Origin of the sequence: Streptomyces sp. NPDC052023, from assembly GCF_044548465.1 — a bacterium.
GTDB lineage: Bacteria > Actinomycetota > Actinomycetes > Streptomycetales > Streptomycetaceae > Streptomyces.
The window spans coordinates 389,635-416,628 of record NZ_JBIUBW010000002.1; the positions used below are offsets into that span (position 1 = coordinate 389,635).

At 72.6% G+C, this 26,994-nt stretch carries 26 protein-coding genes; 11 read left to right on the forward strand and 15 right to left on the reverse strand.

The window, feature by feature from the left end:
• Positions 1-67: 67 nt before the first annotated feature.
• The 4 genes from ACIHCM_RS05895 to ACIHCM_RS05910 all read right to left on the reverse strand — a co-directional run bounded on the left by ACIHCM_RS05895 (position 68) and on the right by ACIHCM_RS05910 (position 3,472).
• Complete coding sequence (locus tag ACIHCM_RS05895; RefSeq protein WP_399889672.1) at positions 68-1,051, reverse strand: hypothetical protein; 984 nt, start codon at positions 1,049-1,051, stop codon at positions 68-70.
• A gap of 232 nt (positions 1,052-1,283) precedes the next feature.
• Positions 1,284-1,820 carry a Uma2 family endonuclease gene (locus ACIHCM_RS05900; RefSeq protein ID WP_399889675.1) on the reverse strand — a complete coding sequence of 179 codons (537 nt, stop codon included), beginning with the start codon at positions 1,818-1,820 and terminating at the stop codon, positions 1,284-1,286.
• Positions 1,821-1,881: 61 nt separating this feature from the next.
• Positions 1,882-2,751 carry a helix-turn-helix domain-containing protein gene (locus ACIHCM_RS05905; protein WP_399889678.1) on the reverse strand — a complete coding sequence of 290 codons (870 nt, stop codon included), beginning with the start codon at positions 2,749-2,751 and terminating at the stop codon, positions 1,882-1,884.
• Positions 2,752-2,899: 148 nt separating this feature from the next.
• Positions 2,900-3,472 carry an ATP-binding protein gene (locus ACIHCM_RS05910; protein WP_399889681.1) on the reverse strand — a complete coding sequence of 191 codons (573 nt, stop codon included), beginning with the start codon at positions 3,470-3,472 and terminating at the stop codon, positions 2,900-2,902.
• A gap of 153 nt (positions 3,473-3,625) precedes the next feature.
• Here ACIHCM_RS05910 and ACIHCM_RS05915 point away from each other — a divergent pair, with 153 nt between their 5' ends.
• Together ACIHCM_RS05915 and ACIHCM_RS05920 are read left to right on the forward strand one after the other, a co-directional pair.
• Positions 3,626-4,504 (forward strand): helix-turn-helix domain-containing protein, encoded by an 879-nt coding sequence (locus ACIHCM_RS05915; protein WP_399889684.1) that lies wholly within the window; start codon positions 3,626-3,628, stop codon positions 4,502-4,504.
• Complete coding sequence (locus ACIHCM_RS05920; RefSeq protein ID WP_399889687.1) at positions 4,501-4,725, forward strand: DUF397 domain-containing protein; 225 nt, start codon at positions 4,501-4,503, stop codon at positions 4,723-4,725. The genes ACIHCM_RS05915 and ACIHCM_RS05920 overlap by 4 nt, the downstream gene beginning before the upstream one ends.
• Positions 4,726-4,798: 73 nt before the next feature.
• Here ACIHCM_RS05920 and ACIHCM_RS05925 read toward each other — a convergent pair whose 3' ends face one another.
• From ACIHCM_RS05925 to ACIHCM_RS05935, 3 genes are all read right to left on the reverse strand, one after another.
• The gene (locus ACIHCM_RS05925) at positions 4,799-5,164 is read right to left on the reverse strand and encodes a PH domain-containing protein (protein ID WP_393103390.1); all 366 of its coding nucleotides are present in this window, start codon (positions 5,162-5,164) and stop codon (positions 4,799-4,801) included.
• A gap of 94 nt (positions 5,165-5,258) precedes the next feature.
• Complete coding sequence (gene metG / locus ACIHCM_RS05930) at positions 5,259-6,977, reverse strand: methionine--tRNA ligase (protein ID WP_399889690.1); 1,719 nt, start codon at positions 6,975-6,977, stop codon at positions 5,259-5,261.
• Positions 6,978-7,103: 126 nt separating this feature from the next.
• Entirely contained in the window at positions 7,104-8,972 is a 1,869-nt protein-coding gene (locus ACIHCM_RS05935; protein ID WP_399889693.1) for a VWA domain-containing protein, read from the reverse strand.
• A 247-nt stretch (positions 8,973-9,219) separates the two neighbouring features.
• On the opposite strand from ACIHCM_RS05935, the gene ACIHCM_RS05940 reads away from it, so the two are divergent.
• Entirely contained in the window at positions 9,220-11,286 is a 2,067-nt protein-coding gene (locus ACIHCM_RS05940) for a PhoX family protein (protein ID WP_399889696.1), read from the forward strand.
• Positions 11,287-11,302: 16 nt separating this feature from the next.
• Here the strand turns inward: ACIHCM_RS05940 and ACIHCM_RS05945 are convergent, their stop codons facing one another.
• From ACIHCM_RS05945 to ACIHCM_RS05970, 6 genes are all read right to left on the reverse strand, one after another.
• Complete coding sequence (locus ACIHCM_RS05945) at positions 11,303-13,249, reverse strand: FUSC family protein (RefSeq protein WP_399889699.1); 1,947 nt, start codon at positions 13,247-13,249, stop codon at positions 11,303-11,305.
• A gap of 95 nt (positions 13,250-13,344) precedes the next feature.
• Positions 13,345-13,692 carry a hypothetical protein gene (locus tag ACIHCM_RS05950; RefSeq protein ID WP_399889701.1) on the reverse strand — a complete coding sequence of 116 codons (348 nt, stop codon included), beginning with the start codon at positions 13,690-13,692 and terminating at the stop codon, positions 13,345-13,347.
• A gap of 74 nt (positions 13,693-13,766) precedes the next feature.
• Entirely contained in the window at positions 13,767-14,699 is a 933-nt protein-coding gene (locus ACIHCM_RS05955; protein WP_399889704.1) for a hypothetical protein, read from the reverse strand.
• 250 nt (positions 14,700-14,949) lie between these two features.
• Positions 14,950-15,168, reverse strand: a complete 219-nt coding sequence (locus ACIHCM_RS05960) for a DUF397 domain-containing protein (RefSeq protein WP_399889707.1) — start codon at positions 15,166-15,168, stop codon at positions 14,950-14,952.
• Positions 15,169-15,174: 6 nt separating this feature from the next.
• Entirely contained in the window at positions 15,175-15,384 is a 210-nt protein-coding gene (locus tag ACIHCM_RS05965; RefSeq protein ID WP_399889710.1) for a DUF397 domain-containing protein, read from the reverse strand.
• A complete protein-coding gene (locus tag ACIHCM_RS05970; RefSeq protein ID WP_399889713.1) occupies positions 15,381-16,241 on the reverse strand; it encodes a helix-turn-helix domain-containing protein in 861 nt (286 codons plus the stop codon). The genes ACIHCM_RS05965 and ACIHCM_RS05970 overlap by 4 nt, the downstream gene beginning before the upstream one ends.
• Positions 16,242-16,396: 155 nt before the next feature.
• Between ACIHCM_RS05970 and ACIHCM_RS05975 the strand changes: the two genes are divergently transcribed.
• Positions 16,397-16,843 carry an ATP-binding protein gene (locus tag ACIHCM_RS05975; protein ID WP_399889716.1) on the forward strand — a complete coding sequence of 149 codons (447 nt, stop codon included), beginning with the start codon at positions 16,397-16,399 and terminating at the stop codon, positions 16,841-16,843.
• On the opposite strand, the gene ACIHCM_RS05980 is transcribed toward ACIHCM_RS05975, so the two are convergent.
• Positions 16,840-17,274, reverse strand: a complete 435-nt coding sequence (locus ACIHCM_RS05980; RefSeq protein WP_399889719.1) for a hypothetical protein — start codon at positions 17,272-17,274, stop codon at positions 16,840-16,842. The genes ACIHCM_RS05975 and ACIHCM_RS05980 overlap by 4 nt on opposite strands.
• 120 nt (positions 17,275-17,394) lie before the next feature.
• Between ACIHCM_RS05980 and ACIHCM_RS05985 the strand changes: the two genes are divergently transcribed.
• The 5 genes from ACIHCM_RS05985 (at position 17,395) to ACIHCM_RS06005 (ending at position 24,298) form a co-directional block, all read left to right on the forward strand.
• Entirely contained in the window at positions 17,395-18,582 is a 1,188-nt protein-coding gene (locus tag ACIHCM_RS05985) for a PP2C family protein-serine/threonine phosphatase (protein WP_399889722.1), read from the forward strand.
• Between the two features lie 149 nt (positions 18,583-18,731).
• Positions 18,732-19,787 carry a hypothetical protein gene (locus ACIHCM_RS05990; RefSeq protein WP_399889725.1) on the forward strand — a complete coding sequence of 352 codons (1,056 nt, stop codon included), beginning with the start codon at positions 18,732-18,734 and terminating at the stop codon, positions 19,785-19,787.
• 62 nt (positions 19,788-19,849) lie between these two features.
• Positions 19,850-20,209: a hypothetical protein gene (locus ACIHCM_RS05995; RefSeq protein WP_399889728.1), complete on the forward strand. Its 360-nt coding sequence runs from the start codon at positions 19,850-19,852 to the stop codon at positions 20,207-20,209.
• A gap of 4 nt (positions 20,210-20,213) precedes the next feature.
• Positions 20,214-22,943 carry a substrate-binding domain-containing protein gene (locus tag ACIHCM_RS06000; RefSeq protein WP_399889731.1) on the forward strand — a complete coding sequence of 910 codons (2,730 nt, stop codon included), beginning with the start codon at positions 20,214-20,216 and terminating at the stop codon, positions 22,941-22,943.
• Positions 22,943-24,298 carry an extracellular solute-binding protein gene (locus tag ACIHCM_RS06005; RefSeq protein WP_399889734.1) on the forward strand — a complete coding sequence of 452 codons (1,356 nt, stop codon included), beginning with the start codon at positions 22,943-22,945 and terminating at the stop codon, positions 24,296-24,298. Before ACIHCM_RS06000 ends, ACIHCM_RS06005 begins: the two co-directional genes overlap by 1 nt.
• 21 nt (positions 24,299-24,319) lie before the next feature.
• On the opposite strand, the gene ACIHCM_RS06010 is transcribed toward ACIHCM_RS06005, so the two are convergent.
• Positions 24,320-25,663, reverse strand: a complete 1,344-nt coding sequence (locus tag ACIHCM_RS06010) for a helix-turn-helix domain-containing protein (RefSeq protein ID WP_399889737.1) — start codon at positions 25,661-25,663, stop codon at positions 24,320-24,322.
• Positions 25,664-25,880: 217 nt separating this feature from the next.
• On the opposite strand from ACIHCM_RS06010, the gene ACIHCM_RS06015 reads away from it, so the two are divergent.
• Together ACIHCM_RS06015 and ACIHCM_RS06020 are read left to right on the forward strand one after the other, a co-directional pair.
• Positions 25,881-26,081, forward strand: coding sequence for a hypothetical protein (locus tag ACIHCM_RS06015; protein WP_399889740.1), 201 nt, complete (start codon positions 25,881-25,883; stop codon positions 26,079-26,081).
• Between the two features lie 167 nt (positions 26,082-26,248).
• On the forward strand, positions 26,249-26,980 hold the full coding sequence (locus ACIHCM_RS06020; protein ID WP_399889743.1) for a GAF and ANTAR domain-containing protein: 732 nt from the start codon (positions 26,249-26,251) through the stop codon (positions 26,978-26,980).
• The last annotated feature ends 14 nt before the right edge of the window (positions 26,981-26,994 follow it).

Consider the following 26,994-nt stretch of genomic DNA (forward strand, 5'->3'; position numbering starts at 1 on the left):
CAGTGGAAATGGTCGATGAGGGGCCCCACCAGGCGGCTGTCACGGAGCAGCACACCAAGTTCAATGTTCAGCCTTGCACTGCCTTGAGGGCTTCGTCGAGTACGACGGTCAGCTCCCGCAGAGCCTCCTGAGCCGCGATTGGATCCTTGCTCTCCAACGTGCTCTGTGCACGCTCCAAGCGGGACGACAGGTCGGGACGGCGAGCGATCTCGATGTCCCTGGCCCAGAGCAGGACCCAGCTCTGCACGGGGCTCAGGGACTGCCATTCGACGGCCTTGGCGAAAGCATCGTCCTTCGTGGCCTGCATCTCCTCCAGCCGGCCCGCGGCGACGACGGCGAGAGCCGCTCGCAGGGCGTCGGGAGTCTGCTCGGGGCGGGGGATCAGCTCGCACTCGGGGCCGATCCTGGCCGTACCCGTCTTGACCTTCACCCAGCCGCTTTCGCGGAGCTCGGTGATGCGACCGGAGATGGTGATCTCTTGATCACGGGGCAGCGTCTCGCGAAGGCGCTCGACATAACGCCTGCCGCGCTCCGTGAGCTGCGCCCTGCGCATGTCACCGTCGGCTCCGTACCAGGTCACTCCCAGGTCGAGCTCGTACTTGCCCAGAGCCCGGGCCAGGGTGTCCACCGCGTCGAAGAGGCGCGACCACTCGCGGACATCCTGTTCGGCCTCCAGCGCGGCCAGCAGTCTGGTGAGCATCTGCATGCCGGTGCTCGTGGCCGATGTGGCGGGAGCATCCATGGCCGGAGGCTCTGAGAGGACGACGGAAGCCACAGGACGCGCGTGCACTACGGTGCTGCCGGCCGAGATGCCCGTGAGCTCCAGCTGAACCGGGGTGCCTGCGGCAACGGAGATCGCGTTCTCCACCGGATTCAACAGAGCGTCGCCCCATTGAAAGCGCAGGGCGCCCCCTTCGGTGTCCGGCCCTGTCAGGCGGAGCCGCAGCTCCTCGTCGAGGCGGGCGTCCGGCTCGTATGCGCGTACCGCCGCAAGGCGGCTCGCCCGGTGCTCGGCCTCGATCTCCTCGTCGTCCCGTTCTTCGGTGCCCATCTCATCGAGCAGACGCGCAGATCGATGTTCCCCGGGTCGGTCCTCGTGCTCACGAAGCTGCCGCCGAGCCACAGCCTGTGGATGAGGGTGTGCCCGCCCATGAGGTCCGCGTACGCGTCCTCCAGCGTGAAGAAGCGATCCAGATAGCCGTGCAGTCCGTCCCACAGTCGCTGGCGTGTGCCGGAGTCCTGGCTGCCTGGTCGGCACAGGAATTGCGGCGGATTGCGGAAATTCAGCACTGGTCGCCGGTCCGGTTCCCATACAAAGGAAGGTCGTCGGTCGAGATGGTCCAGTCGGCGATGGTGACGGTGTCGCCGTACATGAAGTCCTTGCGGGTGGCGTAACGAGGGCCGTCGCGCGTGGAGTGGATGTCGCTGAGGACCGCGCCGGTGCCGGTGCGGGGGTCGAAGATCGCGTAGACGGGGATGCCGATCAAGGGGTAGTCGCGCGACTTAATGACCCAGTCGTCGTCCGGGTTGGAGCGAGAGACGATCTCAACGGCGGCGATGAGCGTACGAGGGTCGAAGGACCCCTCCCCCTCCATGTCTGCCTCGGCGATCACCACGATGTCGGGGCGGCGCATGATGCCTTCTGGCTCCATCTCGACATCCGGCTCGCCCGTGTGAGCCACGATCTCTTCCGGCATCACCTTTTCCAGGCGCTTCCGGAGCTTGGCCCTCGTGAGCTCGTGTCGACCGTTGGGCGACACCATGTCGTGGACGATGCCTTCCTTGGTGACTTCGAATTTGCCGGGAAGGGTGTCGTCCATGGATTGGACGAAGTCCCGCATGGCCCGGTACCGGTGGGAGGCGCCCCGTCGCGCGTTCATGCTAAGTGGCCTCCGGGAGATCGGTTCGGCAGTCGCGGCAGCGGCCGGGTTCCGGGGCGCGGAAGGGGCGGTCGCAGCCGTCGCAGGTCTGGAACGGGTGCCTGGGCTCCGGGGCCGGTGGGGCGGGGGGCCGGAACGGGGGCGGGGGTGGGAGCTGGGCGGCCAGGCGGTGGGCGAGGAAGGCGGCCGGGCGGATCAGGGGTTCCGTCGGCAGGTTCTCGGTCAGGGCGTGGCGTACGGCGGTAGGGGTGAGGTCGCGTTCCAGCCAGGCGGCGACGCCCGGCGCGAGGTGCTCGGCGTCGGTCGCGGAGAGGAGCAGGCGGGGATCGTGGCGGCGGAGACCGGCGAGGACGTCGACGGCCGTCCGGAGGAGGGCGGGGGAGGTGTATGAGGGGTGTGGCACTGCGGGGAGGCGCTTCTTGCGGGGAGGTGGCTTGTCCGGGTCCGGGCGGCGGGCGGGCCTGGTGGCGGTTTCGGCGGGGGTGGTCCGGTGCCCGGGCTTGTTGCAGGAGACCGTGCGGGTGACGATCCGGCCGGTGGGGGTGCGTTCGCGGGTGCGGCGGAGGTAGCCGTGGGCTTCGAGTTCGCGCAGGGCGGCGGCAATGCGCGTGGGGCCTTCTGGGAAGCGGTCGGCGAGGGTCTTGATGTCCACGGCGGTGCCCTGCCGCACCGACTGGATGTAGCACGCGAGGCCGATGGCGAGCAGAGAGAGCTCTTGGTGCTGGATGAGGTGGTTGCCGATCACCGTGAAGTTCTCGGTGTGGCGTGCGTTGTCGTGGGCCACACCGGATTCTGGCCGCGCGTGGGGGTGGTTTTTGCCCGGGATACGGGACTGGGCGCGCGAGGGCGCGCTAGGGTTTTCGGTGTCCATCGGGAAGGTCCTGCTTCCTCGGTGGTCAGGCCCTCGCACTGGGATGCCAGTCCCGGCGAGGGCCGTCGCATGTCTGGGGTTGTGGTGTGCTGCTGGCGCTGAGCCTAAGGCAGGCAACCGGGCCAAACTCCAGCTCAGTTGGGCATATTCACTCGCGGGAGTGAGTTTGCCCGGCGGGAGGGAGGGGTGGGGCTTGGCGGGGTGCTTTCTCCTCAGTGGGTGGTTCATAGGGAGCGCGGGTCGGACCGGAGTATGGGGCGTCAGGCTTCGGGGCCGGCTGTGCTGGGGCGGTGAGGTCGAGTTCGGCCCAGACCGTCTTGCGTGGGGGCAGGCCTTGGGTCACACCCCAGCGGTTGGCGAGGGCGGCTACGAGGGTCAGGCCGCGGCCGGCTTCGCTGTCGGGGGTGGTGGGTTGGGGGCGCGGTAGTTGGTCACCGCGCGTGTCGGTGACTTCGATACGGAGCGTTGTGCCGACCACGTAGAGCAGGAGCCGGAAGCTTCGGCCGGGGACGCGGCCGTGGATGGCGGCGTTGTTCGCCAGTTCGGCGACGATGTGCTCTGCCGGGTCCAACGGCATTTGCCAGGTGTCTAGTTGTTCGGTCGCGAGCAGGCGGGCGAGGCGGGCGCCGCGTGGGGTGGGGGACAGCAGGACGCTGAAGTTGCGAATGGGGCGGTCGGGCTGGGCGGGGCGCTCTGCGGGCTCGGCGAGTTTCTGTTTCACGTCACTCAGCGTGGCCGGATGTGCCTACCGTGAGGAGTGATGGCGCCGGTACGTAGAGCGACTGTCCAGACCTTGTCCAGAGGTGTTCGGGCTGTCCAGAGGGTGCGTACGGGTAGGGGCGTTGCGGCACGGTCGTACGACGGAGGGCGCGGGATGTCGGTGGTGGACGTGGAGGCGGGACGGCTCAATCGCGAGGCCGATGAGCCGGGTTGGGAGGTGGATCCGGACGATGACTGGGGTGTGGCGGTCATCGCGACCGTAGGGCGGCAGTTGAGGCTGCGTAGGGAAGCGGCGGGGATGCGGGTTCCCGAGTTCGCCAAGGCCGTTGGATACGGGGAGGACCTTGTCTACAAGATTGAGGGCGGGAAGCGGATTCCTCGGCAGGAGTATCTGGACAAGGCCGACGCGGTGTTGGGGGCGGGTGGGCTCGTCTCGGCGGCTTGGGAGGACGTGAAGAAGGTCCGGTACCCGAAGAAGGTGCGGGACTTGGCGAAGATGGAGGAGAAGGCGGTCGAGATCGGGGTGTACGTGTGCAGCAGCATCCCCGGTCTATTGCAGACGCCAGAGCACGCACGTGCGCTGCTGGAATCGTGGCTACCTGCCTATTCCCCCGAGGACTTGGAGCGACGGGTGGCCGCTCGCATGGCTCGGCAGTCCATCTACGAGCGCTCGCCCGCTCCCGCCCTCGCTTTCGTCCTGGAAGAGGCGACGCTGCACCGCAAAGTTGGAGGCAGAATGGTGCGGCGACAGCAGTTCGAACGTCTGCTGGAGGTGGGCCGGTTGCCCAACGTCACGCTTCAGGTGATGCCGCTGGACAGCACGCCGCACCCTGGCATGAGTGGAAGGATCGAGCTGCTGAAGTTCGAGGACGGCACTGCTGTCGGGCGCTCCGACGGAGCGTTCAACGGTCGCCCGGTCTCGGACCTGAGGGAGCTGCGCATCCTTGAGCTGCGGTATGGCACGATCCGGGCCCAGGCTCTTCCCCCAGGAGAGTCGCTGGCCCTCATCGAACGACTGCTGGGAGAAACATGATCCGCAAGCCCACTGCCGGTGACGCCTCCGAGCTGGAGTGGTTCAAAAGCAGCTATAGCGACGGGCCTGACGGTGACTCCTGCGTTGAGGTCGCCACCACCCCCGGCACCATCCACGTCCGCGACTCCAAGTACCGGGACGCCAGTCCCCGCCTCGCCCTCGCGCCGGAGGCATGGGCGGACTTCGTGGCGCACGCCTCCGGGAGCCGACCCCTCGACTGACGCGCCCCGCGCCTGGTCGTCACCGGGCGCGGAGCATTGCCGTACGGCTCAGAAAAGGGCGTCGGGGTGGCTGCTACCGCGCCACGAACTGCGTCAGGATCGCCTGGACCTCGTAGATGTCGACGCCCTTGGTGAACGTCTTCTGGATCGGCATCTGGGAGCCGGAGAGCCAGATCTTCAGTTCGGCGTCGAGGTCGAAGGTGCCGGCGGTCTCGACGGCGAAGTGCGTGATGCTGCGGTACGGGATGGAGTGGTACTCCACCTTCTTGCCGGTGATGCCCTGCTTGTCGACCATGATGAGGCGGCGGTCGGTGAACAGCATGGTGTCGCGGATCAGCAGGTACGCGGCGTGCACCTGCTCGCCCTGTCCCAGCAGCCGCGCGTAGTCCTGCGCGGCCGTCCCCGGATCGATGCTGTGCGCGTTGCCGAACAGAGCCATGAACGGACCCCCCACTCGAACGCCACGCGACCTTGGCCGGTCACGTGATCTTGAGCCAGGTATACCCGCTGGGTGAGGGGTCCGAGAAGGGCTGTTACGCGGCTGTTTCGCCGCCGAAGCGCTCCTTGTACGCGGCCAGGTCGTCGTCCGTGAGCTTGGCGAAGAGGACCGGCGGGACGGTGAAGGGGGTGCCGGGCGGGACGGAGGACAGGGACTTCGCCTCGTCCGCCGTGACCCAGGTGGCGTCGTCCCCGGTGAGGGCGAAGGCCTGGCGCATGGCCGCCGAGCTCGCCGGGATGAAGGGTTCCGACACCACCGAGTAGAGGTGGATCAGGTTCATCGCCGTACGGAGCGTGAGGGCGGCGGCGTCCTTGTCCGTCTTGATCTCCAGCCAGGGGGCCTTCTCCTCCAGGTAGGAGTTGCCGGCCGACCACAGGGCGCGCAGCGCGGACGCGGCCTTGCGGAACTGGAGGGCCTCCATCTGCTGCTCGTACTCGGCGAGCAGACGGGCGATCTCCTCGCCCAGCGCCGCCTCCGCCGCGCCGGGCTCACCGCCGGCCGGGGCCTCCTCGCCGAAGCGCTTCTTGGAGAAGGACAGCACGCGGTTGACGAAGTTGCCGAGCGTGTCGGCGAGGTCCTTGTTCACCGTCGCCGTGAAGTGCTCCCAGGTGAAGGAGGAGTCGTCGGACTCGGGGGCGTTGGCGATCAGGAAGTAGCGCCAGTAGTCCGCCGGGAGGATCTCCAGGGCGTGGTCGGTGAAGACGCCGCGCTTCTGGCTCGTGGAGAACTTGCCGCCGTAGTACGTCAGCCAGTTGAACGCCTTGACGTAGTCGACCTTCTTCCACGGCTCACGGACGCCCAGCTCGGTGGCCGGGAACATCACGGTGTGGAAGGGGACGTTGTCCTTCGCCATGAACTCGGTGTAGCGCACGGTGTCGTCGGCCTCGTACCACCAGGACTTCCAGTCCCGGTTCTCCGGGTCCTTGTCCGACCACTCCTTCGTCGCGCCGATGTACTCGATCGGGGCGTCGAACCAGACGTAGAAGACCTTGCCCTCGGCCGCCAGGTCCGGCCAGGTGTCGGCGGGGACCGGGACGCCCCAGTCCAGGTCGCGGGTGATCGCGCGGTCGTGCAGGCCCTCGTTCAGCCACTTGCGGGCGATGGAGGAGGCCAGCTGGGGCCAGTCGTCCTCGTGACGGGCGACCCACGCCTCGACCTCGTGCTGGAGCTTGGACTGGAGGAGGAAGAGGTGCTTGGTCTCGCGGACCTCCAGGTCCGTGGAGCCGGAGATCGCCGAGCGCGGGTTGATCAGGTCGGTCGGGTCCAGGACACGGGTGCAGTTCTCGCACTGGTCGCCGCGGGCCTTGTCGTAGCCGCAGTGGGGGCAGGTGCCCTCGACGTAGCGGTCCGGGAGGAAGCGGCCGTCGGTGGGGCTGTACACCTGGCGGATCGCGCGCTCCTCGATGAAGCCGTTCTCGTTGAGCTTGCGCGCGAAGTGCTGGGTGATCTCCACGTTCTGCGGGGAGGAGCTGCGGCCGAAGTAGTCGAAGGCGAGGGCGAAGCCGTCGTAGACCGCCTTCTGGGCGTCGTGCGCCTGGGCGCAGAACTCGTCGACCGGGAGGCCCTGCTCCTTGGCGGCGAGCTCGGCGGGGGTGCCGTGCTCGTCGGTGGCGCAGATGTAGAGGACGTCGTGGCCGCGCTGGCGGAGGTAGCGGGCGTACACATCGGCCGGGAGCATGGACCCCACCATGTTGCCCAGGTGCTTGATCCCGTTGATGTACGGAAGGGCGCTGGTGATGAGGTGTCGAGCCATGGCTTGGCTGCTCCCAGGTCGGTTGTTTTTCGAACCTTGAAATCGTAGCCGACATGGGTGGGCCGCCCGCTTCCCGTTTTGACGGGTGAGAGGCGGGCGGCCCGGGGATTTCGCGCCGTGCGGGACTTACGGTCGCCAGTGCGCGAGGACGCCCTCGTAGAACTCGGCGTCGGTGAGTTCCTTCGGGGTGGGGCCGGCGTGGAAGAACGACGTGTTGCCGGTCTTCAGCTTGCGGAGGTAGTCGAAGGCCTTGTTGTCGTGCTCACCGAAGGCGACGAAGGCGAAGTGGATGTGGGGGAAGGTTTTCGCGGCGTCGGTGAGGGCGTGGGTGGCGGGGGTCTTCGCGTCGGGGGCGCCGTCGGTCTGGAAGATCACGAGGGCGGGGGTGCCGGGAGCGGCGCTCTTGTCGTGGTGGGTGAGGACGTCCTCGACGGCGACGTGGTAGCTGGTACGGCCCATGCGGCCGAGGGCGGCGTGCAGCTCGTCGATCTTGTTCTCGTGGTCGGAGAGGGTCAGCTCGCCGGTGCCGTCGAGTTCCGTGGAGAAGAAGGTGACGTGAACCGTGGCCTCGGGGTCGAGGTGGGCGGCGAGCGCGAGCGTCTGCTCCGCGAGGGCCTGGGCGGAGCCGTCCTTGTAGTACGGGCGCATGGAGGCGGAGCGGTCGAGGACGAGGTAGATCTTGGTGGGGGTGGCGGTGGTGAGGCTGTGGGACTCGAGGGCGGTGGCGGCGGCGGTGTAGGCCGTGCGGAGGGTGGGGGGCACGGTGCCACCCACGCTGCTTTCGTCGCCGGGTGCGGGTGCCTCGTCGCCGGTTTCGGGGGCGGCTTCGTCGGCTGCGGGTGCGGTTTCGGGGGCGGCTTCGTCGGCTGCGGGTGCGGGTGCGGTTTCGGGGGCGGCCTCGTCGGCTGCGGGTGCCGCTTCGGGAGCGGGTGCGGCTTCGGTGCCCGGTGCGGCGGCGGCGTCGGGCTCGGGGGTGGTTTCCGGTGCGGTGGCGGCCTCGGGCTCGGGGGTGGTTTCCGGTGCGGCGGCGGCGTCGGGCTCGGGGGTGGTTTCCGGTGCGGTGGCGGCCTCGGGCTCCGTGGCGGCGGGCTCCTGTGCCGGGTCGGCTGAGGCGACCGGGGCGGGGGGCTCGGCGACCGGTTCCGCCACGGCCTCGGCCTGCGGCTGCGGGGCCGGCTCGGCGGTGAGGTCGGCCTCCGCTTCCGGCTGGGGCTCGGCGTCAGCCTCGGTCGCCGCGGGGGCTTCCGTGGTGGTCGGCGCGGTCGGTTCCGCTTCCGCCGTCGGCTCGGCGGCCGTCTCCGGCTGCGGGGCGGGCTCCGGGTCCGTTTCCGTCGTCGGCGCGACGGCTGCCCCGGTCTCCGCCCCTGCCTCCGGCGCCGGCGCCGGCGCCGGCGCCGGCGTCGGTTCCGTTTCGGTCGTGGGCGTGGTGCCGGTCTCGGCCTCTGCGGCAGGCTGGGCCTCCGGCGCCGCACCCTCGGGCTCGGCCTCCGGCTCCGTCTCGGTCGTCGGCTCGGGGCTCGTCGCGGCCGTCGGATCCGCTTCCGGCGTCGGCGTGTCGTCCGGCTCAGGCAGCGGCTGCGGCTCCGTGGCCGGCTTGCTCTCCGGCTCCGTCGGCGACGTCTCTTCGGCGGCGGGCTCCGTCGGCTCCGCGTGCGGGTGTTCCGTCGGATTGCCCGAAAGGGGCGCTTCCATGGCGTTGCCGGAGGCGGCTGAATTCGGGCGGGTCTGCTGGGGGACCGTCACCTTGTCGAAAGCCGCCGAGACCAGTTCGTGCTCCGAGCGGGGCTCGGGGACCTGCGGGGCCGCGGCCGGGGCACTCTGCTCCGAGGGCGTCGGCTCCGAGGGTGCCGCGGGGGCCTCCGGCGGCGTCGCCGAGGACGGTGCGGCAGGGGCCGCCGGCGTTGGTTCCGGCTGCGTGGAGACACCCTCTGCCTCGGGACTGCGGCCCTTTCGGGAACGGCCGAACGCGTTCCGCAGGAGAGTGAGAATGCCCATTAGCGCAACCCTTCGCGTGAGTTATGCCCGTCAATCCCTGGCCAGGACGGACACGTAAGGTTAGCGGTCCCGGAAGGGCCGACGGCGTTCGCGTCAAGGGTCGGTCCCGGACGCCCTGCGGGTAAACCTCAACTCCCTGACAGATACCTCCGGTTCACGCGGCGTTCATTCGATGGCTCCGCTCCCGCACAAACGTGCTCCTACCGTCCGTCACGCTGGATACAAGGGGAAGCAAGGGGAGTAAAAGGTGCGCAATCTACTGCCTATCGTCAGAACGAACGACTCGCACAACGGCGGACGGTCCGCCCTGACCTGCCGTTTCCGCTGTGGTGACGCCTGCTTCCACGAGGTGCCCAACACCACCGCCAACCCGTACGTGGGCGATGTCATCGCCGGCGCCCTGAGCCGCCGTGGCGTGATGCGCGCCGCCGCGGTCGTCACCGCGGCCGCCGCCGCCGGTACCGCCGCGGGCGTCGCCGCCGCCCCGCAGGCCGAGGCCGCGCCCGCCGGTCACTGGCCCAAGCCGAACGGCAAGGGCGCCCGTGGCCTGCGCTTCACGCCGGTCGAGCCGAACACCGACGACGCCGTGACGATCCCCGAGGGCTACGCCCAGAACATCGTCATCCGCTGGGGCGAGCCCATCCTGCGCGGTGCCCCCGCCTTCGACCCGGACAAGCAGTCCGCCAAGGCCCAGGCCGGTCAGTTCGGGTACAACTGCGACTTCCTGGCGCTGCTGCCGCTGCCCGGCGAGCGTGGCCGGCAGATCCTCGTCGCCAACCACGAGTACACCGACGAGATCCTCATGTTCCGCGGCTACGACGCCGCCAACCCGACCAAGGAGCAGGTCGAGATCGCCTGGGCCGCCCACGGTCTCTCCGCCGTCGTCGTCGAGGAGGAGCGCCGTACCGGCAAGCTCACCCCCGTCTCGCGTCACCCGCTCAACCGCCGGGTCACCGCCACCACCGAGTTCCGGATCACCGGCCCCGCCGCCGGCTCCGACCTGCTGAAGACCTCCGCCGACCCGACCGGCCGCAAGGCACTCGGCACCCTCAACAACTGCGCCGGCGGCGTCACCCCGTGGGGCACCACGCTGCACGGCGAGGAGAACTTCAACCAGTACTTCGCCAACGCCACCCGCGCCACGGACAAGCGGTACGGCATCGGCACCGGCGCCACCGAGCGCAAGTGGGAGCGTTTCGACAAGCGCTTCGACGTCGCCCAGGAGCCGAACGAGGTGCACCGCTTCGGGTACGTCGTCGAGCTCGACCCGTACAACCCCGACGCGGCGCCGCGCAAGCACACCGCGCTCGGCCGCTTCAAGCACGAGGGCGCGACCGTGCGCCTGACCGGCGACGGCCGGCCGGTCGTGTACTCCGGTGACGACGAGCGGTTCGACTACTTCTACAAGTTCGTCGGCAGCAAGCGGATGATGAGGGGCAACTCCCGCGCCGCCCGCGAGCACAACCTCTCGCTGCTCGACGAGGGCACCCTGTACGTCGCCAAGCTCACCGGCGACTCCCCGGCGATCGAGATCGACGGCACCGGCAAGCTCCCGGCGGACGGCGAGTTCGACGGCAGCGGCGAGTGGATCCCGCTGGCCACCGCGACGTCGCGCGGTGCCGTGTCCCACGTCGAGGGCATGTCCGCCGAGGAGGTGTTCGTCTTCACGCGCCTCGCCGGTGACAAGGTCGGCGCCACGAAGATGGACCGCCCGGAGGACATCGAGCCCAACCCGCACACCGGCAAGGTGTACGTCGCCCTGACCAACAACAGCAACCGCGGCATCGGCACCAACGCCAAGGCGGACGAGGCCAACCCGCGCAACGCCAACAAGCACGGCCACATCCTGGAGCTGACCGAGCGCTGGAACCGGGCCGACGCCACCAGGTTCGCCTGGACGCTGTTCCTGGTCGCCGGTGACCCGAACGACCCGGCCACCTACTTCGCCGGGTTCCCCAAGGACGACGTCAGCCCGATCTCCTGCCCGGACAACGTGGCCTTCGACGACCACGGCAACCTGTGGATCTCCACCGACGGCGCCCAGCTCGGCTCGCACGACGGTCTCTTCGGTGTCGCCACGCGCGGTGACCGGCGCGGTGAGCTGAAGCAGTTCCTGACGGTGCCGAAGGGCGCGGAGACCTGCGGTCCGGTCATCCAGGACCGCCGTGTCCTGGTCGCCGTGCAGCACCCGGGCGAGCTCGACGGGGCGACCGCCGAGAAGCCGCTGAGCGCCTGGCCCGACGGCCCCGGCAAGATCAACCGTCCCGCGGTCGTGGCCGTGTGGCGCAAGGACGGCTGCGACATCGGCATCTGAGCCGGCGCCACGGCAGTCAGGTGAGCGGCGACGCGATCGCCCGCGCCGCCGCCACCTCCTGCCGCAGCGGCTCCAGGACGCTGCCCGCCGGGCCCGTCAGGTCCGTGCGGACGGCCACGAGGGTGTCCACCTCGCGCAGGCCCTCGGAGAGTTCCCGCAGCTGCCGGGCCACGTGATCGACCTCTGCCTCCGACGGCGGCGCGGATCCGTGCTTGATGCGGACCCGTGCCGCCGTCGTCGCGTCCACCATGCGCTCCACCGCGACGACCAGCGGCCACCAGGCGGCGGCGCGCCGGCCGGTCGGCGGGGGTTCGGTGAGCGCGCGCTGGAACTCCGTACGGATGCCGGACAGGTCGCGGTAGAGGCGTCGGCGCATCCGGGCGCGGGCCCCCGGGTCGGCCGAGGCGGCGAAGGCCGTCTCCACGTAGCGGGCCGTGTCCGCCACCGCGTCGGCGAGCCGGGCGCCGACACGGGTGTGCCAGCTCTCCGGCCACAGCAGGTACCCGGCGATCAGCGCGATCGCGCAGCCCATCAGCGAGTCGACCAGGCGGGGCAGCAGCAGCGCGGTGCCCTCCTGGTTGAGGACGTCGGAGAGCAGCAGGATCACCGGTGTGATGGCGGCGGTCTGGTAGCCGTACCCGCGCGGGGTGAGCGCCGGGATCAGCGGGGCGAGCACCAGCATGACCGGTACGTCCCACCAGCCGCGTGGCACCTCCGCGAGCACCGCCGCCGCGACGACCAGCCCGGCGACCGTGCCGAGCGCGCGCAGCAGGGCACGGGAGAAGACCGAGCCGAAGTCGGGCTTGAGGACGAAGGTGATGGTCAGGGCGACCCAGTAGGAGCGCGGGACCGGGATGATCGAGACCAGCGCCTGGGCGATGCCGATGCACAGGGCGAGGCGCAGGCCGTAGTGCCAGGAGCCGGCCGACAGCAGCATGCCGCGGGTGGCGCGGGCCATGCGGATGCCGAGGGCGGCCGGACGGCCGAGGCGGTCCTCCAGGCCGCCGGGGTCGATGTCCGGGGCGGTGACGACCGAGGCGGCGTGCCGCAGGGCGTGGTCGATGGCGCGGCCGGTCTCCGTGGTCGGGGGCGGCAGGCGCAGCGTGAGCGGCTCGGTGCGGCCGCTCTGCACCGCGTCGGCGATGGCGCGTGCGGCCGCCGGGACCTCGGCGGGCAGCGGTCTGCCGCTGAGATGGGCGGCGGGGGCGGCCTCCAGGACCGGCGTGACGGCGTTCAACTGCGCGATCAGCCGGGTCAGTTCCGGGCTGCGGCCGTGATGGCGGGAGCGGTGGGACAGGACCAGGTCGTACGCCTGGTTCATGGCGTCGGTGACGGCGTGCCGGGCGTCGTCGTAGGCCACCTCCGACTCGCCCGCGCAGGTGCCGAGCAGGTCGGCGACGCCCCGGTAGGCGCCGGCGACCGCCAGCCGTTCGGGCACCCCGGCGCGCAGCGGCCAGGCCAGCAGGGCGAGAAGCAGCACGAGCAGGCCGCCGCCACCGATGAGCAGGGCCGGCACCCACCACGCCCCCGGCAGGGGCAGGCCCGCCCCGACGACGCAGTTGAGCAGCAGGAGCAGTCCCGACACGGAGGCGACCGCGCCGATCGTGGAGATCATCCCGGAGATCAGCGCGACGCCGGTCACGGTGGCGACGGCGACCCAGCCGTGCCCGTACACGAGGGTGCCGAGGGTGACGCCGGCGGCGCCGAAGAGCTGCGGCACGGCGATGTTCAGCACCCGCAACCGGTACGCGGCGGCGGTGTCGCTGATGACGCCGTTCAGGGCGCCCATGGCCGCGAGGGCTCCGTAGGCGGGCCGGTCGAAGGCCAGCCCGAGGGCCAGCGGCAGCGCGAGCGCGACGGCCGCCCGGGCGACGGCGGGCCGGTTGACCGGCGCCTGCTGCGCCCGGAGATTCCTGACCAGCCAGTCGGGCGGAGTGAGGCTGACGGGGAACTCGCGGGCCATGCGCCCATTATGTCCGTTCGCCGCGCGTCGGCCGGGGGCCGTCCGCGCGGGTGGAGCCGGGCACCGGAAGCCGGGCGGCCCGCGCAGCCGGGGCCCTACCGGTGGAACTCCCGGACGACTTCGATGCGGCCCACGATGTGCGCGTTGAACTCGTCCAGCTCCTCCGCCGGGACCCACAGCTCCAGGATGGTCTCGCCGCCGGCCTGCCGGACCGGGTAGCGCTCCAGGAACGCGCCGTCGACCTCGAAGCGGGTGACGAAACCGGAACCGGAGGCCGGGACGTTCCAGTCGCGGGCGATGCGGACGGCGTACTCCTCGTCGAGCACCGGGTAGAAGATCGGCTGCTCGGGCAGGCGCGGCGGCCAGGCCGTCCAGCCGGAGGCCTCGACCAGGGCCAGTTCTTCGGGGCCGGTCGGGCGCCACAGGGCCGTCGTCCTCCGCATGGGAGGTGACGGTAGCCGCCGGGATCCGCGCCCGGCCAGAGGTTTACCCGCGGGCGGGACGCCGGCGGACGCGGTCAGACCTGGGCACGGGTCGGTTGCTGAGGTGGAACCGGGCCGGGCGTCCCGGGTACCGGCCGGCGTCGCAGCCGGCCCCCGTAGCGGCCGGTGACCCAGGTGACGAGCGCCACCGCCAGGCCGAGGGTGACGAGCAGCCAGGACGCCGTGCGCAGGGTCGCGGTGAGGGCGTCGTAGACGGCGCCCGCGGCGGGGCGGGAGACCGACGCGGGCAGGTCGGACAGCGTGAGCCGGCGTCCGACCGCCACGGCCACGCCGAGCAGGGCGCCGCCGAGGGCCGTGCCGAGGGCGGTCGCGGCGATCGCGTGGCGACGGCAGGTCGCGAGGGCGATCCCGGCGACGGCGAAGGTGACGGCCGCGACGGGCAGCCAGAGGGCGGCGACTTCGAGCACGTCGTATCCCTTTCGGAGCCGGTCCAGATCGCCGGGCGCGAGGACCGCGACCTCGGTGTGGCGGACCGGGATGCGGCGGGCCAGCGGCATGTTCTCGCCGGCCAGCCGGTCCTTGATGCGGGTGGTCACGGGAGCGAGGTCGACGGTCACCGGGTCGGTGCGTGGCCGGTCGTCGTCGCGCAGGGCGTGCAGCACGGCGCCGTGCGTGGCCCGGTTCGCCGCGTCCCAGCCGGCCCGGAAGGCGTCGGTCTGCGTGAACGAGCGCACCGCGTCCCGCGCGAACGGGCCCATCACGCCCGGCGTCCCGCCGATCCGCCGCGCCACCGCGTCCCCGACGGTGTCCGCGACCGCGTCCCGCACGGCCGGGTCACCGGCCAGTGGCGCCATGGTGCGGACGTAACGCCCGGTGTCGGCCAGGCCGTACGCCGCCCAGGCGGACAACGCGCCGAGCGGCGTGAACAGGCAGCACAGGGCGATCAGCGCGGCGGACAGGGCGCCGCGCAGCCGGAGTGCGCGTGCAGGTGCTGGCCTGGAGGACACCCTTCCAGGCAACGGCCCGAAGCCGGGCGGTGCGAGCGGTACGGCTGCGATCGGGTGTATGCGTCAAGCCGTGGGGGCTCCGCCTCCGGTGGAGGGTTGGGCCGAACGGGTGTTTCCTGGAGGGGAAGCGTTCTCGGACCTCGTCGGACGACCGGGGCGCGCTGCCTGTCGTCCGGTGAGTGGAGGGATGAGGGAAAGTATGGGCCCCGGCCACCATGCCGGGGTCCATACGTGTGCGCCGCCGGGGAGGTCAGTCTTCCGAGGCGTACGTCACGAATGCCGTCCAGGCCTGTGGGGTGAGGCCGAGGTGGGGGCCGTCGGTCTGCTTGGAGTCGCGGACGTGGATGGTGCGCGGCTCCACCGCGATCTCGACGCAGGACTCGCCATTGTTGCCGCCGCTGTAGCTGCTCTTGAACCACGCCGGTTCTGAGGCGTCCCCTGAGGAGGCCTTGGGTGACTGTGTGCGCATGCGGTGTCAGCCCTTCGAGGCGTACGTCACGAATGCCGTCCAGGCCTGCGGCCGGAGGGCGAGTTGTGGGCTTGCGTTGATCTTGGAGTCCCGGATGTGGACGATGCCGGGCTCTGTCGCGATCTCGACGCACGAGTCGCCGTCGGGGCCGCTGCTGTAGCTGCTCTTGAACCACGTGAGCTCGGAGTTGTCTCCGGCAGAGGCCTTGCGGGTCATGTTTCTCCAAGCATGTGCTCGATGAGGGTCAGCGACTCCCCAGGTGGCAGGGCTTGCGCCCGGACAGTGCCATACCGCAACTCAAGGATCCGCAAGTCCCTCGGATCGGAAGTCGGACGGCCGTTGAACGCACCGTCGGAGCGCCCGACGGCAGTTCCGTCAGGGAACTTCAGGACCTCGATCCTTCCCATCAGCCCCGGGTGGGCCCCGCCGGTCGTCGGCATCACCTGAAGCGTAACGTTGCGCAACCGGCCCACCTCCAAGAGATGTTCGAGCTGGCGTCGCCACACCATTGTGCCGCCAACAGGGCGTCGTAGGACCGCCTCTTCTTGCACAAAGCTCAGTGCCGGGGCGGGAGACCGATCGAAGATGGACTGCCGAGCCATTCGGGCAGCCAGCACCCGCTCCAGATCGTCCTCCGAGTAGGCGGGTTGCCACACCTCGAACAGGGCTCGCGCGTGGTCGGGCGTCTGCAGCAAGCCGCTGACTGTGATGCACTCGTACACCCCGATCTCGACCGCCTTGGCCTCCATCTTCGCCAGTGCCCGCACCTTCTGCGGATAGCGGACCTTCTTCACGTCCTCCTTCATCGCGGCCAGCAGCCCCTCCGCCCCGAGGACCTCGTCGGCCTTGTCCAGGTACTCCGGCCGGGGAATCCGCTTCCCGCCCTCGATCTTGTAGACCAGGTCCTCCCCGTACCCGACCGCCGTCCCGAACTCGGCGGCCCGCATCCCCACCGCCTCCCGGCGCAGCTTCAGCTGCCGCCCGACGGTGGCGATGACCGCGACTCCCCACTCGTCCTCCGGGTCCACCTCCCAACCGGGCTCGTCCGCCTCGGTCCTGAGCTCGACCGTCATCCCGCACCCCTCCGTCGTACCGCTGCCGTGCGGCAGGCCCTACCCGTACGAACCGCCCTGACAGCCCGGACAGCGCCGGACAACATCCGGACAGTCACCGTACGTATCCCCTGAGTGACTTCTCACGGTAGGTGCGCGCGGCCACGCTGAGTGACGTGAACCGGAAATCCGCCGAACTCGACACCGGCATCCGCAGCTTCAGCGTGCAGCTGTCCTCCACGCCGCGCGGCGCCCGCCTCGCCCGCCTGCTCGCCACCGAGCAACTCCGCGCATGGGAGATCCCGTTGGACCCGGGGCGGCAGATCGTCGCCGAACTCGCCGCCAACGCGGCGACACACGGCCGGGTGGGTGGCCGTGACTTCCGGCTGATGCTCTACGTCGTGGGCGACGTCCTCCGCGTCGAGGTCACCGACACCCGCGGCGAACGGCTTCCCCGGCCGCAGGCGCCCTCCCCGGCCGCCGAGTCCGGCCGTGGCCTGCTGCTGGTCGAGGCGCTGGCCGACCGCTGGGGTGTGGCCGAGGACCGCTTCCCGCGCAAGACCGTCTGGGCCGAGCTCCGTCTCACGGCACGCGACCCGTCCGCCCCGCCCCCCGCCGGCTAGGCCCTGTCCCCGTGCGTGTAGTAGCGGTAGAACAGCACCGCGAAGAAGGCCCCCGCGATCACCAGCGACATCAGGGCCGAGCGCAGCACGCTGTAGCCGGTCTGGCTGTAGAGGAAGCCGAACGCGACGCCCGCGAAGGCCGCCCAGACCAGTGCGTGCGCGCCACGGTGCACCCGCCCCGCGACCTCCCGCACCGCGACGTACGCCAGGACGAACACGACGGCGGTGAGGAACCCGAAGAGCAGGTTCCAGCCGGTGATGGGGCCCGGGTCGCGCCGGTTGGCGGCCGCCCAGTAGCCGTAGACGAGCCCGAGGCCGACCGGCCAGGCCCAGCGGGCGATCGCGTGCGTACGCGCGCTGAAGACGTCCGGCAGGCGCGTCGCGCCGGGCCGGGCGGTGGGTGCGCCGGATGCGGGTGCCGCATGAGCCATGGGAGCACTCCTCTCTCCTCGCCCCCGCCTTCCAGGGCACACCGGAGCAGGGCGGGCGGCAAGTCGGCCGGCGCGGGGCAACGGATGCGCGGCGCACGGGAGCGTGCTTCGCTGTGGTGCATGACCAGGCCCGCGAGCGGGGGTGGCGGGCAGCGCCTGCTCGTCCGGTATCCCCGGTCCGGGCGCCGGGAGGCCCTGCGCCGGCACCAGATGCTGCGTGTCCGTGGCCGCAGCGTCGCCTGGGTGCCTCCGTTGCTGCTGCTCATCACGATCGCGGCGGTGGACGCCAACACCGCCGGCGACTTCCGGATCGCCTCCTGGATCGTGCTGGTTCCCGGTATCGCCGCCGCGATCTGCGGGGCGTGGGGCACGGCGGCCTTCGCGGTGCTGTCGCTGCTGGCGTACCTGATCGTGGACAGCGCCTGGCCCGACGAGTTCCAGGCCGGGATGCCCGACCTCATCCTGGTCGCGATGGGCGGCCTGCTGGCCACGGCGGCGTGCGTGGTCCGCATCCGGGGGGAGGAGCGGCTGCTGCGCATACGGGGCATCGCCGAGACGATCCGCCGCACCGTGCTGCGCCCCCTGCCCGCCGAGTGGGGCGGCCTCGCGCACGCCGCGGTGTACCTGGCGGCCGACACCGATGCCCGGGTCGGCGGCGACTTCTACGACATCCAGCCCGGCCCGCACGGCACCCGCGTCCTCGTCGGTGACGTCCAGGGCAAGGGCCTCGGCGCGGTCGAGGCGGCGGCGGCCCTGCTGAGCACGTTCCGCGAGGCCGGCTACCACGAGCCGGACCTGGCCACCGTCGCCGAGCGCCTGGCGGTACGCATCCGGCGGCACCGGGACCACGCCGCCGCCCTCGGCCGCACGGACAGCGACCGCTTCGCCACCGCCCTCCTGCTCGGCTTCCCGGCGGACGGGACGGACGCGGTCGACGTCGCCAACTTCGGCCACGACCCGCCGCTCATCGCCGGTCCGCGCGGCGTCCGCACCCTGCCCACGACCGGCGGCCTGCCCCTGGGCCTGGGCGACCTCGTCCCGCCGGGCGTGCCCACCCTGCCCCCGGTGCGCAGATTCCCCTTGGCCGCGGACGAGACGCTCCTGCTCACCACCGACGGCGTCACCGAGGCCCGGGCGCCGGACGGCGCGTTCTACCCGCTGACGGCCGAGGTGACCCGCGCGCTCTCCGCCGACCCGCGCACCGCCAGCCCGAGACGGCTGGTGGCCTTCGTGCGGGACGGGGTGCTGCGGCATTCCCGGGGCCGGCTGGTGGACGACACGACGGTGTTCGCGGTGCGCAGGCTCTGAAGCGGGCGCGACCGCCTCGACGGTGCCCCCGGACGGACGGCGGCACATCACGCCAATTCGCACGCGATCGGGCGGGCGTCGACGGTCCCGGCCCCGCCGGCCTTCGCAGCGGTTACGGTGCTGACGTACGTGATCGACAGGGAGGGACCATGCCGGGGACCGTGTTGCTGGTGGCCGCCTCGCCCGTGGGGAAGGGGCGGCTGGTGGATGCGGCGACGGTGCTTCCCGTGCTGGCGGCCGTTCCGCCCGGGGTGCTGGCGGGCGCCGACACCGCGAACGTCGTGGAGCTGGCCGACCCGGTGGAGCCGCAGGCCGTGCTGACGCGGCTGCGGGCGGCCGCCGGGGCCGTGGGGCCGCTGACGGTGTTCGTCACCGGGCAGATCCTGCTCGACCGGCGCCAGCGGCTGCCGCACCTGGCGCTGGCGCGGACCACGCCGGCCACCGCGCGCTACACGGGTTTTCCCTGGCACTGGCTCCGGGAGGAGCTACGGCTGCGCGCGCCGGGCACCACGACCGTGTTCCTCGATCTGCACGCCGACGCCGAGAGCTGGGGACAGCTGAGCGGCGCGCCGCTCGACTCCGGGCGGAACTGCGCCGTGTACGGGCGGATCGCGCCGCCGCCCCAGCGCCGTACCGTCGCCGAGCCGGCGTACATGAAGGCCGTGGCGACCATACTGCGCAGCGGGCACCGGCCGCCCGTCGAGCAGCTGCACCAGCAGGCGCTGAGCCGGATCACGGGGGAGCACCCCGGCATCGTGCTCGCCACCCGGGCGCCCGGCGTCACTGATCCGCACGCCGCCATCTCCGCCGCCGTGCAGGCCGGCCGGCACACCGACGCCGACGGGCTGGCCGCCCGCTGGGAGCAGGCCGCCGCACGGGCGCACGGGGCCGCCTCCGAGGAGGCTCTGCACTGGTCGGAGGTCAGGGCGGACCTGGCGATGTTCGCGGGGGACGCGGCCCGCAGCTGCCGCACCTGGCTGACGGTGGCGTCCGCCCGGCTCGCTGCCGGTCAGGCACCGGACACGCCCGCCGTCGAGGCGGCGGTCGACCGCGCCCACCACCAGTGGGGACAGATCCGCGACCCGGGGCGGGCCCGCGAACTGGGTCCCGTGCTGGCCGAGTTGCGCGGCCGGGTGCCGGGCAGGCGGACCGGCGCGCTGGACCACGTGCAGCGGCAGCTGCGCCAGCTGCAGACGCAGAGCTGAATCCGCGCCGTCCGCGTCCGTACCCTCCCCAGGCGGCAACCCCGGTGCCATGATGGTGAGTCATGGCTGACGGGGACGAAGTGGCCAACCGAGTCATCCGCGTCCGGTTGGACGACACCGCGACCGAGCGCGACATCGGCGCGCTGCACAAGTGGCTGGAGCGGGAGCAGGGTCTCGACGAGATGGTGCGGTCGGGCCGGCTCCGTATCCACGAGCGGCGCCGCACCGACGAGACCGGCGCGCCCATGGGCGTCGGCATGGAGATCGTCATCGCGCTGGTCAGCGCCGGCGCCACGGTCGTCTTCAACCAGCTGCTGGTGCAGGTCGGGCAGGCCGTGGAGGCCTGGCGGGCCAACCGGCGCGAGGTGGAGGACGGCGATCCGCCCGAGGGCCGCGTGGATCCAGTCGACCTCGACGGGTAGGCCGGTGACCCGTTTCGACCCGCGGGGGAGGGTGAACCGGGCACTGCTGGTGGGTGTCTTCCGTTACGACTTCACGGAGCCGCCCCACGGTGTGCCCGGCGATCTGCCGGCCGTCGAGCACAATCTGGACCTGTTGCAGCACACGCTCGCCCGGGGCGGGGTCCTCGGCGCGGACGACATCACGGTCGAACGCTCGCCCTCGCTGGACGACTTCGGCCGCGCGCTGCGCACGGCCGCCGAGGAGGCCGAGGGGCTGCTCCTGCTGTACTTCGCCGGGCACGGCGCCATCCCCAGCGCGGGTGACGAGCTGTTCCTGCAGATGCGCAACGCGAGCGTGATCGCGGGCGGGCACGCGGTCTTCCCCGGCGCGGAGATGTTCACGACCGTGCTGACCTGGCTGGCCAGCAGCCCGGCCGAGCGGATCGTGGTGATCCTCGACTGCTGTTTCGCGGGCAACGCGGCATGGATCTGGGAGCACTTCCGGGACAAGCGGCGCGTGCTGCTGCTGATGAGCGTGCAGGCCAACCACCGCACCGACGCGGGGGACGGCCGGACACCGACACCGTTCACCGGCGAGCTGCTGCACCTGCTCGACGCCCCCGGCGAGCTGGGCTTCCAGGACGTCTCGGACGCGCTGCGCAAGCGCATGACCGAGGGGCGTCACCGGACGATGCGGGGGGAGGCGTGGACGCCGCAGAGCCGGTCGGAGCACGGCGAGGACGTACTGATGTCGGCGCGGGAGCAGCGGGGCGTACGACCGCCCGGCCGCGGACGCGGCGGTGGGCCGGCGGCTTCGGGCCACCCCGGTGGCGGACAGCCGCACCGGCCGCACGGCCGGCTCGTGGGGCACGTGGCCCCCGGCCGCCCCGGCGCCGCACGGCCGGCCGCGCAGCAGCAGCGACCGCCGCACGGCCGCGACATCGGGACCACGCCTTCAGGGCAGGCGCAGGTCGCCGCCGTGCCCGCCGGCCGGGTGCGCGCCCGCCTGAACCGCTTACCCGGCCCGCTCCGGTCCGTGCGCCGCCTCGCCCGGCGGCCCGGGGCCTGGCGCACCGTACTGACCGTCCTGCTCTCCCTGACCGCCACCGGCCTCGGCGTCCACGGCCTGACGGGCCTCGCCGGCGGCCCCGCCGACTGCGCCCCGCCGCTGGAACTGCGCGTCCTGACCGACCCCGACCTGGAGGCGACGGTCGGCGCGGCGGCCGACGCGTATCTGACGTCGGACGCGAACACCACCGGCGACGGCTGCCGGCGCAGCGGCATCACGGTGTACAGCGCGGGCTCCGCCGACGCGGTCACCGCGCTGCGCCGCGAGTCGGGCGCCTGGCACGAGCCCGGGGACGTGGGCCCCAACCCGCAGCGCGACGTGGGCCCCCAGCCCGACATCTGGATCCCGGCCTCCCGGGCGGACGCCGCCCGGGTCACCGCCGGCCAGGACACCGACGCCCTGGCCCTGCTGGAGCCGGACGAGCGGGCGCTGGCGTACTCCCCGATCGTGCTGGCCGTGCCCACGAAGCTCGCCGCCGACTCGCTGGCCGAGCGGGTCGGCGGCTCGCTGTCCGGGATGCTCGACGCCCTGCGCGAGCGTCACCCGGAGGCCGAAGTGCGCCGCCCCGACCCGGAGTTCGCCGACGCGGCGCTGCTCGCCACGATCGGCCTGTACGGCACCGGCGCCGACCCCGGCCGGGTGGAGCAGCGGATCGCCCCGCCCGGACCACCCTCCCCCACGGCCGCCGGCCTGCTGTGCGCGCTGCCCGACGACGACGGCACCGACAACCGCACCGCCGCCCTCGTACCGGAGTTCCTGATGCGCAGCGGCGTCGGCTGCGACCGTACGACGCGCAGCCCGCGCACCGCCCAGTACCCCGGCGACGTACCGGGCCTGGAGCCCGTCTTCGTCCGGGTCCGCTGGGCGGGAGCCGACCTCGACCGGGCCGCGCGGGACCGGGCGGCCGAGGACTTCCGGGCGTGGCTGGCCGGGCCGGGTGGCCGGGCCGTCTTCGGCGCGGCCGGATTCCGCGCCGCCACCGGCGACCGGGCCCTGCTGGACACCGCCGAGGTCGCGGCCGGGGTGCTGCCCGCGCCGTCCCTGCTCATCGAGTCCGCCGGGCGGGACGCGATGGAGACGGCGCTGCGCAGGTACCGCGACGCGCGCGGGCCCGGCCGGGTGCTGTTCCTGCTCGACAGCTCGGGTTCGATGGCCGGGCGGTGGCGGGGGCCGAGCGGGGGCCCCGGCCTGCTGAAGGAGTCGCTGGGCGGGCTCGGCGGGCGCGACGAGTACGGCGTGTGGGCGGTCGCGGACAGTGCCCGGGACCGGTCCTACGAGCCGCTGCTGCCCTTCGCCCGGCACAGCCGCGCCGCCGCCGAGGCCGTGATCGACACCGGCGCCCGGATCCGGGACGCCGAGGCCGATCCGTACGCCGCGCTGGTGGCCGCGCTCGGTGAGATGGCCGAGCGGGGCGCCGACGACGACCGGCCCCAGCTGATCGTGCACGTCACCGACGACGAGGACGCCGGCCGGCTCACCGGCGTCCGCCTCGACGACGTACTGACCCGGGCACGCCTGACGGACGTGCCGATCACGACGGTGTCCCTGGCGAGCGGCGGCTGCGACGCGGGCAGGCCGGGCGCCCTGATCTCCACGGCGAGCGGCGGGCGCTGCCTGGACGCCGACGACGAACTGGGCACGGGGCTGAGCGCCGAGGTGGCCCGCACGGGAACGGGGGAAGAGTGATGGTCCGACGGCTCGCGGCCCTGCTGGTCCTGCTGCTGCTCGCCGCGTGCACCGGCGGCGGGGACGGCACGCAGGCCACACCCACCGCCGATGTGGAGGGCGACATCGTGGTCGCCGGCGGGCGCGACGTGACCGGCAAGAACGGCATACGGCAGCAGCTGATCGACGCCTGGAACCGGCAGCAGGAGAAGGCGGGCACCCTCTACCGGGCCCGCCTGGTCGAACTCCCCGGCGGCGCCGACGAACAGCGCAGCCAGCTGCTCGGCGCCCTCCAGTCCGGCAGCGCCGGCTACGACGTCGTCCTGCTGGACGTGACGTGGGTGCCGGAGTTCGCCGCCGCCGGGCTCGTCCGCCCGCTGCCCGACGAGGTGCTCGACACCGATGTCGTCGCGTCCGTCGCCGGCACGGCCCGCTGGGACGGCCAGGTGTACGCGGTGCCGTTCAACAGCGACGTCGGGCTGCTCTACTACCGGCGCGACCACCTGCGCGCCGGCGGCGTGCAGCGCACCGACCTCAGCGGCGGGCTCGACTGGCAGGAGCTGGAGGCGATGGCCGACTCCCTCGACGAGAACCGGCCCGAGGGCTACGAGAAGGGCTGGACGACCCAGCTCGCGGCGTACGAGGGGCGCACGGTCAACGCCGTCGAGGCGTTCGCGTCGGCCGTGCCCGGCCTCGCGCTCACCGACGCCGACGGCCACTACGCCGCCACCGCCGGGCAGCTGACGGACGGCATCGCGGAACTGCGCCGGCGCACCCGGGCGCCGTACCTCCTCCAGGACGCCGTCCACTCCGACGAGGCCGCCACCCTCGGTGACTTCGCGGAGGGCCGCACCGCGTTCCTGCGGCACTGGCCGTACGCCTACTTCACCCTCCACCAGACCCTCACCGCCGAACAGCTCGGCGTCGCCCCGCTGCCCGGCCGGGCCGTCCTCGGCGGGCAGAACCTCGCGGTGACGCAGGCCTCGAAACGGCCGGGGAAGGCGCAGGAGCTGATCAGGTACCTCACCGGCAAGGAGAGCGAGCGCTGCCTGCTCGACGCCGGGTTCGCGGCGACGCGCATCTCGGCGTACACGGACGACGCCGTACGCTGCACCGCGCCTGCGGCGGCACCGTCCCCGTCGGGCGAGAGCGCCGACCGCACTCCCCGCGACCCCGCCGGCCGGCCCGCCTACGCCCGCCGCATCCTGCTCCCGGCCCTGCGTGACGCCGTGCAGCGCCCGCGCACCGCCCAGTACGGCGCCTTCACCCAGACCTTCACGGGCCGGCTGGGCGCGCTGTTCGGCGACAGCCCACCGGGGGACGCGGCCCTGGCGGAGAGCCTGGACGAGGCGCTCAGAGGGGCACTGCCGGACTGACCTCCCTCGCCGGCGCCCCGGTCACAGGGGCGGCTGCGCGGGTGCGGGCCCGAGGGTGGTGGTGCCCGGCGCCGTACGGTGGCCGAGGCCCGTCCGGTACGCGTCCAGCGCCGCCTTCACCCGTCCGGTGCGGCGCAGCAGATCGCCCAGCAGCCGGCACAGGTCGGCCAGGTCGCCGGCGGCGCCCGCGCGCTCCAGCAGGCTGAGGGCCCGGACGTAGTGCTCCTCGGCCGACTCCGTGTCCCCGGCGTCCTCGGCGATCCGCCCGAGCAGCCGGTGCGCGGCGGCGGCGTGCACGGCGCCGCGCTCGGAGGAGAGATCGCCGAGCACGTCGTGCAGCAGGGCGGCGGCCTGCCCGGACTTGCCGCGCCGGTGCAGCACGTCGGCCAGCTCGACGGCCACCTGGCTGCTGTAGAGGGAGGCCCGCTTGGCCGAGAGCATGTCCTGGGCCGCGCGCAGCTCGGACTCGGCCTGCTCCAGGTCGCCGTTCTGGGCGTGGACGTAGCCGCGCATCCAGTGGCAGTTGGCGAGTTCGGTACGGATCTGGAGCTGGCGGTACATCTCCGCGGCCTTGGCGAGCGAGGCGTCGGCCTCGGCCAGCCGGCCCTCGGCGACCAGGGTGCGGGCGACCTGCCGGTGCATCCGGGCGACCAGCGCGGGGTCTGCGGCCCTCGGCGCGAGGGCGAGGGCGAACTCGGCGGCCTGGGCGGCGCGGGCGTGGGCGCCCATGTCCATGTAGGGGCCGATGGCGGCGGCGTACAGCAGGAGCAGGGCGTCCGGGTCGTGCAGCCCGCCGCGGTTCAGCTCGTCGAGGGTGGTCTCCAGCAGGTAGACGGCGTACCGGAGTTCGCCGGCGAGGTAGTGGGCGACGGCGCGGCCGCGCAGGGCGGGGACGCGGGCGGGCAGGGGCGCTTCCAGGAGCGTCTGCTCGGCGCGCTCGAAGTGCTGCCGGGCGGCGGCCAGATCGCCGGTGTCCAGCGCGCACTCGCCGAGCCCGAGCAGCGCGGTGGCCTGCTCCTCGACCAGCCCGTGCGACTCCGCCTCCGCGAGCAGGGCGGCGTACCGCTCCCCGGCATCCTCCGCCTCCCCGCCGGCGAGGGTGCGCTGGGCGCCGGTCAGCCGCAGTCTCAGGTCGGTGGCGAGGTGGGCGGGCCGGCCGGTGGCCAGCTCGTCGAAGGCCACGCCGAGCCGGTCGGCGAGGTGCCGCAGCGCGTCGTCGGAGGGGCGGACACGGCCTGCCTCCAGGGTGGAGATGTAGGCGGGTGTGTAGGCCGGTTCGGCCAACTGCCGCTGGGTGAGGCCGCGTTCGTGCCGCAGCTGCTGCACCCTGCGCCCGATGGTCTCCGGGTCGTCCCGCTTCGCCATGGGCTTAATCATGCCAGTAAGTGGACTTACGCAGAGGATGGTTCGGAGGAAGCGCGCGCTGCTGGGGGTCGATGGACGGGTGGTCCCGCTGTCGCCGTCCGGGGCCGGCGGGATCGGCCAACTCCGTTTGCCCCTCTTCCGGTTGGCCCTCGCGACCCCCTAGGTTAGGAACGAGATTAAGGCCGCTTAATCCCCCACTGTCGTTGCGGAGGCTGCCGTGCACGGACCCACATCCGCTCCCCACGGACGCCCTTCCGCCCGGTACGCGCGGGCGGTCGCCGCGGCGGTCGTCGCGGCCGTGGGCCTGATCACGGCGGCGAACGCGGGTCCGGCGCGGGCGGCGGAACCGGCGCGGACGGCGGAGCCGGCGCGGACGGCGGAGCCGGTGCAGGCGGCCGTGCACGGAGTGCGTGGCTAGCGCGGCGGGTCCGCGCGTGTCCTGCGGGGTTGCGGCCCGCGCGCGGTTTCGGGCGCTCCGGCCGGGGTAGTCGGGGCAGGATCCCGGGCGGCGCGTGGACCTGTGGCGCGGTGGCGCAGGAACGCCACCCACGTCGTCCGTACAGGTCGTCGGAGGAGGGAGGCGCCGTGCGGCCGAGGGACGATCCGGAAGGGGCCTGGGCCGCCGACGCGATCGCCGACGGGGTCCGGGGCGCCGAGCCCGGCGAGATACCCCGCAGACTGTGCCACGTCGCGGTCCGGCTGCTGCCCGTGGCCCGCGCGAGCGTGTCGCTGTGCAACGAGGGCATGCCCGTACCGCTGAGCGCCAGCGACGACCGGGCCGCGTATCTGATGGAGGTCCAGGCCACCCTGGGTGAGGGCCCCTGCCTGCACGCCGCGCGCACCGGCGCGCCCGTGATCGCCGCCGACCTGGCGGGCGGCGTGGACACCCGCCGCTGGCCGGTCTTCGCCCAGCAGGCGACGGCACTCGGGGTACGGGCGGTGTACGCGCTGCCGCTCGGCGACGACGCGGGCTGCCTGGGGACGCTCGACCTCTACCGCGACGTGCCCGGCGTGCTCAGTCCCGGCGAGCTGCGTACCGCGGACCTCATGGCCGGCGTCATGACGATCGCCCTGATGTCCCTGCCCACCGGCGAGGAGAACGGGCACCGGCCCCCGGGCGGCCTCTGGCTCAGCGAACTGGCCACCGAGCACGACGAGGTCTACCAGGCCATCGGCATGGTCATGGCCCAACTGGGCGTCGCCGCCGACGAGGCGCTGGCCCGGCTGCGGGGGCACGCCTTCGCGCGGGGCCTGACGGTGCTGGACGTGGCGCACGACGTGGTGGCGCACAGGCAGCGGTTCGAACGGGACGGCTAGGGCCTGTCCGGGAA